The sequence below is a fragment of the Caballeronia calidae genome (assembly GCF_900044055.2).
GTDB classification, from domain to species: Bacteria; Pseudomonadota; Gammaproteobacteria; order Burkholderiales; family Burkholderiaceae; genus Caballeronia; species Caballeronia calidae.
Genome location: NZ_FCOX02000048.1, coordinates 1 through 13649, shown reverse-complemented (window position 1 = coordinate 13649; position 13649 = coordinate 1). Strand labels below are relative to the sequence as shown.

Annotated in this window: 11 protein-coding genes; 2 read left to right on the top strand and 9 right to left on the bottom strand. The window is 63.6% G+C overall.

Annotated elements, in window-relative coordinates; genetic code table 11:
- Positions 1–87: 87 nt before the first annotated feature.
- Positions 88–1878 carry an acyl-CoA dehydrogenase gene (locus tag AWB78_RS30835; protein ID WP_062610418.1) on the top strand — a complete coding sequence of 597 codons (1791 nt, stop codon included), beginning with the start codon at positions 88–90 and terminating at the stop codon, positions 1876–1878.
- Between the two features lie 97 nt (positions 1879–1975).
- On the opposite strand, the gene phaZ is transcribed toward AWB78_RS30835, so the two are convergent.
- From phaZ to AWB78_RS30815, 4 genes are all read right to left on the bottom strand, one after another.
- Positions 1976–2782, bottom strand: coding sequence for a poly(3-hydroxyalkanoate) depolymerase (gene phaZ / locus AWB78_RS30830; RefSeq protein WP_374729501.1), 807 nt, complete (start codon positions 2780–2782; stop codon positions 1976–1978).
- 144 nt (positions 2783–2926) lie between these two features.
- Positions 2927–4618 carry an alpha/beta fold hydrolase gene (locus AWB78_RS30825; RefSeq protein ID WP_062610462.1) on the bottom strand — a complete coding sequence of 564 codons (1692 nt, stop codon included), beginning with the start codon at positions 4616–4618 and terminating at the stop codon, positions 2927–2929.
- A gap of 44 nt (positions 4619–4662) precedes the next feature.
- The gene (locus tag AWB78_RS30820; protein ID WP_062610416.1) at positions 4663–5127 is read right to left on the bottom strand and encodes a MaoC family dehydratase; all 465 of its coding nucleotides are present in this window, start codon (positions 5125–5127) and stop codon (positions 4663–4665) included.
- A gap of 289 nt (positions 5128–5416) precedes the next feature.
- Positions 5417–6163: a hypothetical protein gene (locus AWB78_RS30815; protein ID WP_062610415.1), complete on the bottom strand. Its 747-nt coding sequence runs from the start codon at positions 6161–6163 to the stop codon at positions 5417–5419.
- A 201-nt stretch (positions 6164–6364) separates the two neighbouring features.
- Between AWB78_RS30815 and AWB78_RS30810 the strand changes: the two genes are divergently transcribed.
- The gene (locus AWB78_RS30810) at positions 6365–7192 is read left to right on the top strand and encodes a MetQ/NlpA family lipoprotein (protein WP_062610414.1); all 828 of its coding nucleotides are present in this window, start codon (positions 6365–6367) and stop codon (positions 7190–7192) included.
- Positions 7193–7265: 73 nt separating this feature from the next.
- On the opposite strand, the gene AWB78_RS30805 is transcribed toward AWB78_RS30810, so the two are convergent.
- From AWB78_RS30805 to AWB78_RS47790, 5 genes are all read right to left on the bottom strand, one after another.
- Entirely contained in the window at positions 7266–8486 is a 1221-nt protein-coding gene (locus tag AWB78_RS30805) for a glycosyltransferase family 4 protein (protein WP_062610413.1), read from the bottom strand.
- Between the two features lie 357 nt (positions 8487–8843).
- Complete coding sequence (locus AWB78_RS30800) at positions 8844–10223, bottom strand: hypothetical protein (RefSeq protein ID WP_062610412.1); 1380 nt, start codon at positions 10221–10223, stop codon at positions 8844–8846.
- An 89-nt stretch (positions 10224–10312) separates the two neighbouring features.
- Positions 10313–10696, bottom strand: coding sequence for an META domain-containing protein (locus AWB78_RS30795; RefSeq protein ID WP_062610411.1), 384 nt, complete (start codon positions 10694–10696; stop codon positions 10313–10315).
- Between the two features lie 75 nt (positions 10697–10771).
- Positions 10772–11986 carry a trypsin-like serine peptidase gene (locus tag AWB78_RS30790; RefSeq protein WP_232477947.1) on the bottom strand — a complete coding sequence of 405 codons (1215 nt, stop codon included), beginning with the start codon at positions 11984–11986 and terminating at the stop codon, positions 10772–10774.
- A 1196-nt stretch (positions 11987–13182) separates the two neighbouring features.
- The coding region (locus tag AWB78_RS47790) for a hypothetical protein (RefSeq protein ID WP_374729500.1) at positions 13183–13649 on the bottom strand (467 nt) is incomplete at its 5' end.

Sequence of the window (13649 nt, the reverse complement as noted above, 5' to 3'; positions counted from 1 at the left end):
ACGCTTCATCGGAGTACGGCGCGCGCACCGGCAAGCTCTCTCGACCGCTGCCACGGCGCGCACACCTTATTCATCCGGAGAGACAAATTGAGCTATACCGCGCCGCTGAAGGACATGTTGTTCGTGATCGATGAACTCGCCGACATCGCGGAAGTTGCCGCGTTGCCGGGTTTCGAGGATGCCACGCTCGAAACCGCCCAGGCCGTCCTCGACGAGGCCGCGAAGTTCAACGGCGAAATTCTGGCCCCGCTCAACGCGCAGGGCGATCAGCATCCGAGCGAGTGGCACGACGGCGAAGTCACCACGACGCCCGGTTTCAAGGAAGCGTTCCGTCAATACGGCGAAGGCGGCTGGCAAGGCGTCGTGCATCCGGCCGAGTTCGGCGGGCAGGAACTACCGAAGCTCATCGCCACGCCGTGCATCGAGATGCTGAACGCCGCGAACATGTCGTTCGCGCTCTGCCCGCTCCTGACCGACGGCGCGATCGAAGCGCTCCTGACCGCCGGTTCCGACGAACTCAAACAGCGCTACCTGCCGAAGCTCATCTCCGGCCAATGGACCGGCACGATGAACCTCACGGAGCCGCAGGCCGGTTCCGATCTCGCGCTGGTGCGCTCGCGGGCGGAACCGCAGGGCGACGGCACGTACAAGGTGTTCGGCACGAAGATCTTCATCACCTACGGCGAGCACGACATGGCGGAGAACATCGTCCATCTCGTGCTGGCGCGCACGCCGGGCGCACCCGAGGGCGTGAAAGGCATCTCGCTCTTTCTCGTGCCGAAGTTCATGGTGAACGACGACGGCTCGCTCGGCGCGCGCAACGACGTGCATTGCGTATCGATCGAACACAAGCTCGGCATCAAGGCGAGCCCGACCGCCGTGCTGCAATACGGCGATCAGGGCGGCGCGACCGGCTATCTGATCGGCGAGGAGAATCGCGGCGTCGAATACATGTTCATCATGATGAACGCAGCGCGCTTCGCGGTCGGCGTGCAGGGCATCGCGGTGTCGGATCGCGCCTATCAGCAGGCCGCCGCCTACGCGAAGGATCGCGTGCAAAGCCGTCCCGTCGATGGTTCCGCGAAGGGGTCCGTCGCCATCATTCAGCATCCGGATGTGCGCCGCATGCTCGCGACGATGCGCGCGCTGACCGAAGGCGCCCGCGCGCTCGCCTATGTCGCGGCGGCGCATTCGGACATCGCGCATCGCGCGGCCGACGCCGACACGCGCGCGCATCATGCGGCCATCTACGAATACCTCGTGCCGGTCGTGAAGGGCTGGAGCACGGAAATGTCGATCGACGTCACGAGCCTCGGCGTGCAGGTGCACGGCGGCATGGGCTTCATCGAGGAGACGGGCGCGGCGCAGCACTACCGCGATGCACGCATCCTGACGATCTATGAAGGCACGACCGCGATCCAGGCCAACGATCTGATCGGCCGCAAGACGCTCCGCGACGGCGGTGCCGCCGCCCGCGCGATTCTCGCCGAGATCGACGAAACGCTCGCCGCGCTCCAACAGCATGACGGCGCCGCCTTCGACGCGATGCATCGCCGACTGTCGGCCGGACGCGCCGCACTCGCGAGCACCGTCGAGTACATGCTGCAAAACGCGAAGGCGGACCCGAAAGCCGTGTTCGCGGGCAGCGTCGCGTATCTGAAGCTCGCGGGCATCGTGTTGTCGGGCTGGCAAATGGCGCGCGCGCTGATCGTCGCGCACACGAAACGCGCCGACGATCCCGCGTTCTACGGCGCGAAGATCGCGACCGCGCATTTCTTCGCGGATCACGTGCTGCCGCAGGCCGTTGCGCTGGAGGCATCGATCGTCAGCGCGAAGAGCGATCAGGGCGTGCTCGCGCTCGACGAGGATCAGTTCTGAAGTAATGACGGGGAGCGGACTTGCGTCCGGCTCCCGTCCGTGTTCATCTCGAACACGGCGGGAGCCGGTTTTTTTACGTCCGCTTTTTTGGTCCGAACTACGCGCCGCGCAGGAAGTCGCGCACCAGCGGACCGACTTCGCTCGTTCGCGTGATCAGGAAGAGATGGCCGTCCTCGATGACGTGAAGCGTCGCCTGACGGATACGGCCTGCGAGAATTTTCGCGTTGACGAGCGGGACGATGGGATCATCGTCGCCGTGCATGACGAGCGTCTGCTGACGCAGCGCGCCGAGCCACAGCAGGCTGCTCCATCCGCACGTGGCCAGCAGTTGATAAAGATAGCCACGGCCGCCCGGCGCCTGAATATGACGGCCATGCTCTTCGAGCAGGTCAGGATCGTTCCGGTACGCGCCGCCATAGATTTCCGCGCCCACTTCACGCAGATAATCGGGGTCCCGATAGCGGCGCGCGCCAACCAGCTTCGACAGCACGGAAAGCCGGCCCGGCACCATGATGACGCCCGGCGACGTCGCAGCCAGCACGAGGCGCCGGCATCGATACGGATACAGATACGCGAACTGCTGCGCGAGCGCGCCGCCCCACGAAACGCCGAGCACGTCCACCGGCCCGGCATAGCCGAGCTTAGCGAGCAGCTTGTCGGTCAACACCGCCAGCGTGGAGAAGCGATACGGCACGAGCGGCGCGGGCGATCCGCCGACGCCGGGAATATCGAAAATCACGACTTCCACGTCACCGAGTGCGTCGGCGAAGGGCTGAACCAGTTCGAGATTGGCGCCGATGCCGTTGAAGATGACGAGCGGCGGCGATGCATCGCTGCCGCGCCATATGCCGACGCGAAGCAGCTGGCCGTCCATGGCGACGGTCTGTATATCCAATGTGCGCATCGTTTTCATCGTTCTTGTCCCATGTAAATGTCGATGGAACGCCGCGCCGGGCGGGCGGCAACTTGCATGCTCGCGAGGCCGCGTCGCCCGTCGTGTCGCGGCGTCGCGCTGAACTCATCGCACCTGATGAAACTCCGCTGCGGCTCAGGCTTCGAGCACGTAGGTTCCCGGTGCCTCGGCCAATGATTTATGCCGCTTGCTGCCGAGCGCCTTGGGCGCGGCGCGCAATTCGCCCGAGCGTTCGGCGAGCCACGCACGCCAGTCGTTCCACCATGAACCTGCTTCGGGTTTCGCGCCGGAGAGCCATGCCTCGGCGTCTTCGGGCAACTCCGCCTTATGGAAGAACTGCGCCTTCGCATTGCCCGGCGGATTGATCAGGCTCTGGATATGGCCGCTCGAACTGAGCACGTATCGCGTGTTGCCGCCGAATGCGCGCGCGGTGTTGTAGACACCTTTCCACGGCGTGATGTGATCGGTCATGCCCGCCATCACGTAGGTATCGCACGTAACTTTGGACAGATCGACCGGCGTGCCGAGGACATTCAGCGCGCCGGGCTTGCTGAACAGATTGCCCGTGAAGATGTCGAGCAACTGGCCGTGCAGCTTCGCGGGCAGGCGTGTCGTGTCGTTGTTCCAGTAGAGAATGTCGAAGGCCGGAGGCGCCTCGCCCATCAGATAGTTGTTGACCCAGAAGCTCCACACGAGATCGTTGGGCCGCATCCAGGCGAACACGCGCCCCATTTCGTCGCCTGCCAGCACGCCCTTGGTGTTGCTGTTCCGCTTGGCCATCTCGATGGCCTCGGGCGTCGTGAAAAGCCCGAGCTGCGACGGCGACGTATTGTCGAGCACCGCCACCATCAGCGTGGCCGCATTGACGGTCTTCTCGCCACGGCTCGCCAGATGGCCGAGCAGCGCCGATATCGTCATTGCGCCGGAGCATGCGCCGTGCAGGTTCACGTCATCGCTGCCGGTGATGTCGCGCACCGCTTCGATCGCTTCGATCAGCGCGGCGACATAGGTGTCCATATCCCAATCGCGATGTGCCTTGGTCGGATTGCGCCAGCTCACGGCGAATACCTGGAACTCGCTCTTCACCAGATACTCGACGATGCTCTTGCCCGGCGACAGATCGAAGATATAGTACTTGTTGACCTGCGGCGGCACGATCAGCTGCGGGCGCGCGTGCACGTTCGGCGTCGCCGGCGCGTACTGGATCAGTTCGAGCACCTCGTTGCGGAACACGACCGCGCCCGCCGACGTGCCGAGATTGCCGCCGACGCGAAACGCGCGCTTGTCGACCTGCGAGGGCATGCCCTTGTTGCCGAGCGAATCCGTCAGCAGATTCTTCATGCCGGCAACGGCACTCGCGCCGCGCGTCTTCACGAGCTTCTTCAACGCGGCGGGATTGCCCGCGAGCGTGTTGGTCGGCGCGAGCGCATCCGTCATGAGCGACATCACGAACTGAGCGCGTTCCTTGCTCCTGTCGTCGAGCGCCGAGTGCTCGACGAATCCGGCGAGCGCGTTGCGCCAGGCCAGATAGCCGTGCATCGTCGTGCGATAGAGCGGCTGATCGCGCCAAGCCTCATCGGCGAAACGTTTGTCGCCTTTCTGCGGCGACGGTGCGTCCTTGCCGCTGATCGCCGACGTCAGGTCGCGCGCGAGCGCCGCGGTCTGCTTCAGCACCAGCGTGGGATGCAGCATCGCCTGGGCGCCGATCTGTCCGGCAGCGGCGAGCATATCGATGGGGCGCAGCCCGACGAACGGATTGGGTCCGAGCATGCCCTCGGTTGCACCGGCCGTGATGTCGTCTTTCTCGCTGCTCGTGTTCGCTGCCATCTCCTTCTCCTTCTTCATGTTCGACTTCTCCGTCCGCATGATCGTCACACCATGATCATCGCGAGCGTCTGCGCGATCAGCGCGGGCTTCTCCTCGCCTTCGACCTGCAGCTCGTTATCCGTCTTGACGAGGATGCGGCCGCCGCTCTTCCGCTCGACGGACGTCAGCACGACGCGGCTGCGCACGCGCGCGCCGGATCGCACGGGCGCCATGAAGCGCACCTTGTCGAGGCCGTAGTTCAGGCCGGCGGACGCATCCGACGGGATGAGGCCCACTTCGATCGCGAGCGTCGCCAGCAGCGAAAGCGTCAGATAACCATGCGCGATCGTGCCGCCGAAAGGGCTTTCGCGCTTCGCGCGCTCCTCGTTCAAGTGAATCCATTGCGTGTCGCCGGTGCACTGCGCGAAGGCGTCGATGCGCGCCTGATCGACGATCACCCATTCCGACACGCCCAATTCCTGCCCGACGAACTCGTCGATCGTCGCGACGCTGTATCCGATGATGCTCATGCTCTTGCGTTCCGTTGCAGCGATCAGGCGCGAACGGTTCGCGCAACCGCCTGGTGTTCGATGTGCCGATGCTCGCGATGGCGAGCCGATCGGCGATCCTCACGCTCCGCCGCACGGCATACGAGTGCGGCAGCGCAATGAAGTCCCGCAGAGAGAATACGGAAGGGGGGCGGTTTAAGCCCCTCTCGCGACGGGAGGGGCGATGACGGACGGGCGCGGGAGGGGGAGACGGCGGGTACGGCGGGCATGCGCCGTACCGGGCCTGAAGACTGGATCGTGCGGGCGCGGCTTATTTGGAAGCGGCGACGACGAACGCATCCGAACGGTCGGGCAGCGTCAACGCCGCCACGACCTGGTTACTGCTGAAGAATACGACGCCCGTCAGCGTCGCGCCGGGGTAGACGCACGGTGCCGGTCCGAAGGTGATCGATGCATCGAGCACATTCTTGTTTCCGTGCGGGCTTGCCGTGCCGCCGAACGTGCAGCCGCTCAGCCCCGCGCCCCTGATCGCGCCGTCCTGACCGATGGCGAAGGTCGCAGCCTCCCCGCCCTTCGTCGATCCGGCCGAGCCCGAGTATGTCCCGGCGATCGTCGACAGCGAGATCGGCTGCTCGTATGTGCCGTCATAGAGGACGTTGAACCTGATGCTGTTCTGCTTCGCCGCGCTCGTGTAGATCGCGCCCTGAAGGCTGTTCTTCTCGTTGTAACCCGAGAGGATCGGTGTATCGCTCGCGCCTTTGCCGCTGATATCGAACGTGCGCGCATCGTCGGACTGAAAAGTCCCGTGAGATGCGGAAGCCGTGCCTTGCACCAGCCCCGATGCGTTGGTGTTCGTGTTGGCGTACACGAAATAGAACGCACCCGTGTCGAGCACTGCTCCGCCCACGGCGTTGCTGTTCGCATCGGTTCCCGCATAGAGGCCTTGAGCGGCATTTGCAACGGGCGCCGGCGGCGTGGCCGGATTGCTATCCGATCCGCCTCCGCCGCATCCGGCGATGACGATCGAAAGTGCAGATAGGGCGACTACGAGTTTCATGTCGATGTGATGACTTGCGCGCGCCGCAAGTCGATAAAAGGGTTTCGGATCCGGTTCCTTTCGGGTTCGGCTGTATGCCGAAGTAACGGCATCGCGCGGCGGAACTTGAGTGCGAGCATATCTATAGCGCTCGATATTATTTGTCGCGCCGTATCCGCGCCTCTAGCATCACATCTCCTTTAACCGACGACGTCCGCATTCATGAAGATCTCTACGCCATTCAAATCCGCGCTTCTCTCGGTTCTGCTCGCATGGGGCGCGGCAAGTCTGCAACCGGTGCAGGCGGCAGGTCAGACGGTTCGCGTCGGCATCATGTCCGGCGAGGACGAGGATGTCTGGCGCGCGGTCGCGGCCAACGCGGCGAGGCACGGCATCACCGTCAAGGTCACGACCTTCGCCGACTACACGCAGCCGAACGAGGCGCTCGCGCAACACGATCTCGACGCCAACTCGTTTCAGCACAAGCCCTATCTCGACGCGCAGATCCAGGCGCGCCATTACAACATCGTGCCCGTGGGCTTTACCTATGTGCAGCCCATCGGCCTTTATTCTCGCAAGGTGAAATCGGTCGCCGAACTGCCGCAGAACGCCGCGATCGGCGTGCCCAACGATCCGAGCAACGAAGGCCGCGCGCTACTGCTGTTGCAGGCGAATGGCGTGATCAAGCTGCGCGAAGGCGCCGGCCTGCTGCCGACCGCGCGCGACATCGCCGACAACCCGAAACACGTTCAGATCAAGGAGCTCGATGCGGGCATCGTCGGGCGCGCGATCGGCGATCTCGATGCGGCCGTCGTCAACACCGACTGGGCGATCAAGGCGGGGATCAGGATTCCGCAGGAACGCATCGCGCAGGAGAAGGTGCAGGGCAATCCGTATCGCAACTTCATCGCCGTCAATGCGAAGGATGCCCAGGCGCCGTGGGTGAAGACGCTCGTCGACAGCTATCAGCAGGCGAACGTCGCATCGGCGATTCTGTCCGTTTATCACGGCGCGACGCTGCCCGCCTGGGACGGCGCGCCGCAACACTGACCTTGCGCTCGACGAAGCCGCATGAATGCGGCTTCAGTCTTGCGCGAATGTCATGAGTGCATCGGGGCATGAATCAGCAAAGCGCGCCCTTGATCGGCGCATCGCCCAGCACGCCTTCGTAGAGATCGAGATAGGAATCGACCATTGCATCGCGAGTGAAGCGTCCGGCATGCTCGCGCAGACGGTCATGGATACGCGGATCTTCGAGCAGCGCGACCGCCTCATGCAGCTTGCCGATGATCGTCTCGGGCCGCGCGATATCGAACACGAGATTCGTGCGCGGTTCGACGATTTCAGGAATGCCGCCGGTATTCGCGGCGACGACCGGCAGGCCATAGGAATACGCTTCCACGGTCACGCGACCGAACGGTTCGCTCCAGAGCGACGGCACCACCAGAATATCGATGCTGTTGAAGAACTCGCTGGACTTCACATGCCCGAGATATTCGACGCGCGGATCGTCATACTTTGCCTTGAGCGAACTGAGGTAGTCCGCATCGCCCGCACCGCCGACGGCGAGTGTCCATTGCAAGGTATCGTCCGCGAGCAGTTGTTCGAGCAGAATCTCGATTCCCTTCTCGGGCGCCACGCGCCCGAGCAAGCCGAGCCGCACCGGTCCGCCTTCATAGCGGCGCGTGCGTTGCGGCGCCGTCGGGCCGTCGAACGGCTCGCAGCAATTGTGGATGACCGTCGTGCGTGCCGCACGCGGAAAATAGTTTTTATCCAGATGTTTTTGCAACACGTACTGGCTCACGCCCACGGCGACCGCGACGCGCGCCGACCCCACCCGCTTCGGCTCCGCATACAGCGCGCAGACGCCGCACTGCCGCTCGCACGGCTTGCCATGCGAGCACATGATCGCGGTCGGGCACAGCAGATAATAGTCGCGCATGGTATGCACGACGGGCACGCCGGCATTGTTCGCGAGGCGCCAGATATCGATGGACAAGCAGGACAGATTGCTCGTGCTGAGAACGTCCGGCTTCTCCCGCGCGATGATGCTGGACAGCTTGCGCGACATGACGACGTTATGCACGTCGATGACATGCCAGATGAGTCTGGCGACACGTCCGCGCTTCTCTCGCGAATGCGGCCAGTAGAGATTGACCGAGCGAAGGCGATACACCTTCACACCGTTCACGTCTTCCACGCGGTCGGCACCCGTCCCCGTCGCGCAGACTACGCAGACCTCCATGCCCGCCTTGACCAGTCCTTCCGCAAGCAGTCGCGTCGATACTTCCGCCCCGCCGGGCTCATCGGGATAGTAGAGAGTGTTCGCAATGAGTATCTTCATGGGTCCGGTGCGATGCCGCGCCCCTTGCCATTGTCTCCACAGCGGCGCGGCAGGGCGCGCCGTGCACGCTGCCCGAAAATTCCTTATCAAACGTATGAAGGAATCCTCGAGCGAAGTGCACTTACCGGCTCACAGTCTATGACGCGGCGACAGGCTTGGGAAGCAGCGCTATATGCAGAATTGTCATGCTAGCATCCGCCATGCCATGAGCGAAGCTGCGCCGGCGACATTGGCGGTCGAAGCAAGTGTATTGTCTTCACGCGACGAGATTCGCCAGAGAGCAAGCGAAGCTTTCGAGGCGCCTGTTTCACAGCACGAAGCACGGCTTGCCCAAAACAACAGATGTGTGAGTGGTTGTCAACCGGCTATCGCACACAGTAAGTCTTCCGGATGAACCATCAATTCGCGCACCTGGCACAGCATCGGATATTGATTGAGCACGGCGGCCCATTGTGGCGATTCGAGCAATGCATCCCAGACCGGTTCAAGGTCCCGATTAGCTGCGTGTTGCTCATTCATGAGCGTGCACGCGAATTCGAGGCTCGCCGGCGTGGACAGGAGCTGCATTCGGCCAGCGGCGCTCAGCAGACGCGGCGCGCGTTCGACGGGCGCATCGCAGCAATACAGCACTGTTCGTTCGAGCGCGGCCTCGTCGGTGCGCAGCGCGCTCAGCGAGGCGCCGCGAATGAGGAACGTCCCCTGCTGCGTATCGAACGAGTAGTCGATATGCGCTTCGGCGTGCGCGAGCAGGCGCAATCCGCGCAATAGCCGCGCGAAGTCCGTCGTCGCGGCATCGACGGAAGCCTTTGCTTCGACGAACAGGCAAACGTCCCACACTAGCTCGGCATCGGACGTCTGTGCGCTTCGCAACAGTACTGCATCCCATTCGGTCTTGGCGCGTGCGTGACTGCCGGGGATCGAAGCGGGCACGCGCATCGAGGTCACTACCCGATACGACGCGGCCTGTCCTTGCGCTTCTTCGAGCCGTAGCGCCAGCGCTTCGAGCGCGCGCGCGGCCGATGCTTCCATCGCCGCGCCACGCCGCTTCGCTTCGACGCCCCGCGCAACAGCCGTTTCGCTTCCTGGACGTGGACCGCTCCGGTCCCACAGCGATCGGTATTCGCGCACGGTTTCTTCCGTCTCCAGTGCTTCGAGACGCCGCAAGCGCTCCAGCGCGGCGCTGTCGCGCAGTTGCGTCAAGCCGCGCCCCAGCGATGAATCGTTCGCGATCTCGGGCATATCCAGAAGCGATCGCACTGTATCGAAGAGACCTGACGCCGATTCGGATGATCCCGCAGCATGCAGCCGGGCAAGCGCCTCCCGTTGCGAAGCGTGCTCGATGCGCTCCTGCTTGCGCGGATGCGCGATCGAATCGACGGCCACACGAACGGCACGGCGATCCTGCGTTTCATGCGCGGACACCGACGCATACTCGCGCACCTGTGCCGCGTGATGGCGCAGCACCATGGCCTGAAATACGGGATCGCCCGCTTCGGTGCGCATCGCGTCATGAATCAGGCGCGCGAGCGCTTCGATGAAGAGACGCTTCGACGTTGAATCGGGCGCCGAGCCGCGTTCGATCGCGCTGCGAGCCGCTTCGATCGCGAGCGCGAGCGTCGTCGACGCACTGGCCTCCTGCATGCGGGACATCGCGTCGGCGAGCGGAGGCAAGCGATAGCGGCGCGCAACGAGCCGCAGTGTCTCATCGAGCAGTGGAGGCGAAGACATGGAGGACATAGCGAGTGATCGGGGCAATGCAGGAACGCATGCCCGCGCATGCCATGATGGGACCGAGGCCAGATTCCTGGCTTTGGCATGGCTCGTCTTCACGAACCCTTTCTGAACGACGTTTCGGGGAAAGGTCCATCCGCGGGCAAGGTCAGTTTACCTTTTTCGATCTTGCCGGATGTGAGCCGCGGCATGGGATCGCTCAGATCGAACGGCAGCCGCAGCGTTTGTCCGGGGCAGCCGCGCCGTGTCGAACCGATGCTTCCCGGCTGATCGAGACGGCCGGAGAACTCGTTGCAGCCGTCGAAACCCTGGATCGATTGACCGTCGATGGTGAACCTCGGCAGCGCGCGTTCATCCGTCGACGGCGCGGTCATCATCCAGTTGCCCTGCAACGCGTCGATGGTCAATGGCTGTGCGATCACCGCCGCGCTCCATAGCAATGCGCCAACGACCGACGATGTCACTGTGAGCCATCGCATCGCTTGCTCCTGTCATCGGAAGTTGAATCCGGCGATCCGCTGTCCGTTCGAAGCAGCGGATCGCCGAGGCGCACGCTAGTTGCAATATCCCTGCGACGCGAACGTGCCGCCGCCCGGCGCCGCGGAGCTGCACAGCGTGTTCAGCAGCGACGCGATGTTGCCCGATCCGTAGTTCCCGTAGCTCGCGTTCGGATACTGCGCGTTCTGACGGAACTGCGACGCGTAGTTGTCCTTGGGCGCGTTCGGATCGGACGAGCCCCACGAGGTCACGCCGATGATCGCGAGATTCGGCGAACTGCCCGCGACGGCGCCGCCGGACAGAGCGGCATCGCGCGCCCTGAAGTTGACGATCCACGGACCGCCGCTCGCGCCGCCCGTGAGGTTGCTGCCCTGCCAGAGCTGCGATGCGCCGCTGACTGTCGTCGTATAGGTCGGGCCGTCGGTGCGCTGCATGATCGCACCGCCATCGAGCAGCGCGGGATAACCCAGCGTCGTGACGGCCGCCGTCTGGAGATTGCCGGTTTTGGATGACGATACGAAGGAATAGTTGTTCCATCCATAGTTCAGATAGCCCACGATATCGCCGATGAACTGGTTCGACGAGTTCTTGGCCACCGCGATCACCGCGATATCGTTGTTGCGCGCGGAGCCCGATCCGGTATCGGTACCGTTCGCCCATGACGACGGCCGCACGAGGCCGCCCCAGGTCCATGTGCCATAAGGCGCGATCTGCGCGGACGTGGCGCCGGAAGCGCCATAGTAGCCGGGGATGAACTGCCAGTTCGAGAAGAGCGAGTTTCCGCTTCCGAACGTCTGGATGCAGTGCGCCGCCGTGACGAGGACGCTTCTGCGGATCAGGCTCGCCGTGCAATATCCGGCGGAGAAAGTGAGTCTGCCGATCGTCCGATACGGATACGTCGTGCTCAGGTAATTCGCGGTCGTGGTGCCGCCCGCGCTCTGGTTGCCGTCCTGCACGCGGCCACTCGTATAAGGAATGCCGAAACTGCCATATGCTCTCGCCTGCGCCTGGCTCACGATGCCATCCGGCGTCATCACGCCCGGCGCGTACGGTCCCGCATCGGTGCTCGGCATGATCGCGGATGTGTCCGGCGGAAGCAGCACGTTGACGACCGGCTTGACGTTCAGCACATCCGCCAGCGCAATGCGCGACGCAGCCGGATTCGTATTCACGACGACTTCATCCTCCGCATGCGCAACGGCTGCCTGAACCATCGAAAGTGCGACAATCGCCGTCGCCTCGATGCAGGCGACTCGTTTCCCTTTTTGCATGGCACCCTCCGGTTGATAGATACGATGTGTCGGATGCACATCGATGCGCCCCGTTAGTTTGTATTCCTAATTCTTATGAACATCACTGCACCGGCTAGCGGATCGTCCGTTCTCTATGCAACCTCGGGCGTGCGCTTAACTTCGACGAATCCGAGCAACGCGCGCACAGGCGATTCAAAAATGAATAATTAAAAACTGTAGTCGATATTTTCGCCAACTTCGATGCCGATTATTTGGTCAGTCGATATGTTCTCTTCACAGAATTGCGATGTTGTTCGGGACGTTCGCAAATCATGCGCTTGCCGCGGGCGTAATCGATCGTGCGTTCGCTTTTTATGCCGATGCGCTGTTGCGCTTGCATCAGTCATCTGGATTTGCGGTTCACAGCACACAGCGCGTTTGACGCGGGCCATTCCATACAGATAGCCTACTGTTTATAGATATATAGCTTTCAATGTGAGTCGCTGCGCTGTCGGGGTATTCCTTCGCTTTCCGTAGCGTCGCGACTTATCGATGTTCAGTGCGAGCGGCTGCAATGGCCGCCATGGCCGATCGCCGGCACGACGAATGTCGCTGCGACAGGCAAGCGCATTCCCCTTCTCCCGATCGCTCGCAAACGTTCTCTGCGCGGTCTCGCACGACGCGAAACGATCACGGCCTCGCGTCCGGTTACGTACCGCACAGAACGCTCCGTACAGGCTGTCATTCTTGCCCCACATCGCGTCGGGACGCTTCATTGGACGCGTGTAACGCGTGGCGAAGAAATACTAAAAGGGGCTAACATGAGTAATCCTAATAAATGGACTTTGAATACCGCGATCAAGCTCAGCGTGGCCGTGATCGTCGCGGCCGTGTCGAGTCTTGCGTCGGCGCAAACGACTGCGCAGGCTTGCGCCAACCCTACAGCCGATGGATGCGCGCCTGTCAGTCTGAGCGCCGTGATGACGGTTGCGGCGACGGACTCGATGACGAGCGCGCCGCCGACGACGGAACCGACGGTCGATACGCAGTCGTCGACCGTGATTCTGCTCGGGGGCGGTCGAGGCGATGGATCGTCCGGAACCAGCGCGGGCGGCGGCACGAGCGGCTCGAGCGCTTCGGGCGGCACCAGCGGCGCGGGTGCCGGTCAGGGCTCGGCGAGCGCCGGGCCGGGCGCGACGGCGGGCGCGGGCGGCACGAACGCGGGCGGCGGATCATCAGGTAGCTCCGGAAACTCGGGCGGAGGCACCGGTTCGGGATCGAGCGGTCCGGGCGACGGCGGCACGGGCGGCGGCAACACTGGCGGCGGAGATACGGGGGGAGATACGGGCGGTCACGGGCACCATGGCGACGGGCACGGCCACGGCCACGGCGATGGCGATGGGCATGGTCACGGCGACGGCGACGGTGATGGTCATGGCGATGGCCACGGCCACGGCGATGGCGACGGTCATGGCGATGGACATGGCCACGGGCACGGCGATGGCGACGGTCATGGCGGCGTTGGTCATGGTGATGGTAGCCACGGCGACGGCGGTCATGGTGATGGTGGCCATGGCGGCGATGGTCACGGCGATGGCGGTCACGGCGATGGCGGTCACGGCGATGGCGGTCACGGTGACGGCGGTCACGGCGACGGCGGTCACGGCGACGGCGGTCACGGCGACGGCGGTCACGGCGACGG

Bases quoted from the DNA above. Each gene is read 5' to 3' on its own strand.
- phaZ (WP_374729501.1), bottom strand. From the start codon at position 2,782: ATGCGCACATTGGATATACAGACCGTCGCCATGGACGGCCAGCTGCTT.
- AWB78_RS30825 (WP_062610462.1), bottom strand. From the start codon at position 4,618: ATGGCAGCGAACACGAGCAGCGAGAAAGACGACATCACGGCCGGTGCA.
- AWB78_RS30820 (WP_062610416.1), bottom strand. From the start codon at position 5,127: ATGAGCATCATCGGATACAGCGTCGCGACGATCGACGAGTTCGTCGGG.
- AWB78_RS30815 (WP_062610415.1), bottom strand. From the start codon at position 6,163: ATGAAACTCGTAGTCGCCCTATCTGCACTTTCGATCGTCATCGCCGGA.
- AWB78_RS30810 (WP_062610414.1), top strand. From the start codon at position 6,365: ATGAAGATCTCTACGCCATTCAAATCCGCGCTTCTCTCGGTTCTGCTC.
- AWB78_RS30805 (WP_062610413.1), bottom strand. From the start codon at position 8,486: ATGAAGATACTCATTGCGAACACTCTCTACTATCCCGATGAGCCCGGC.
- AWB78_RS30800 (WP_062610412.1), bottom strand. From the start codon at position 10,223: ATGTCCTCCATGTCTTCGCCTCCACTGCTCGATGAGACACTGCGGCTC.
- AWB78_RS30795 (WP_062610411.1), bottom strand. From the start codon at position 10,696: ATGCGATGGCTCACAGTGACATCGTCGGTCGTTGGCGCATTGCTATGG.
- AWB78_RS30790 (WP_232477947.1), bottom strand. From the start codon at position 11,986: ATGCAAAAAGGGAAACGAGTCGCCTGCATCGAGGCGACGGCGATTGTC.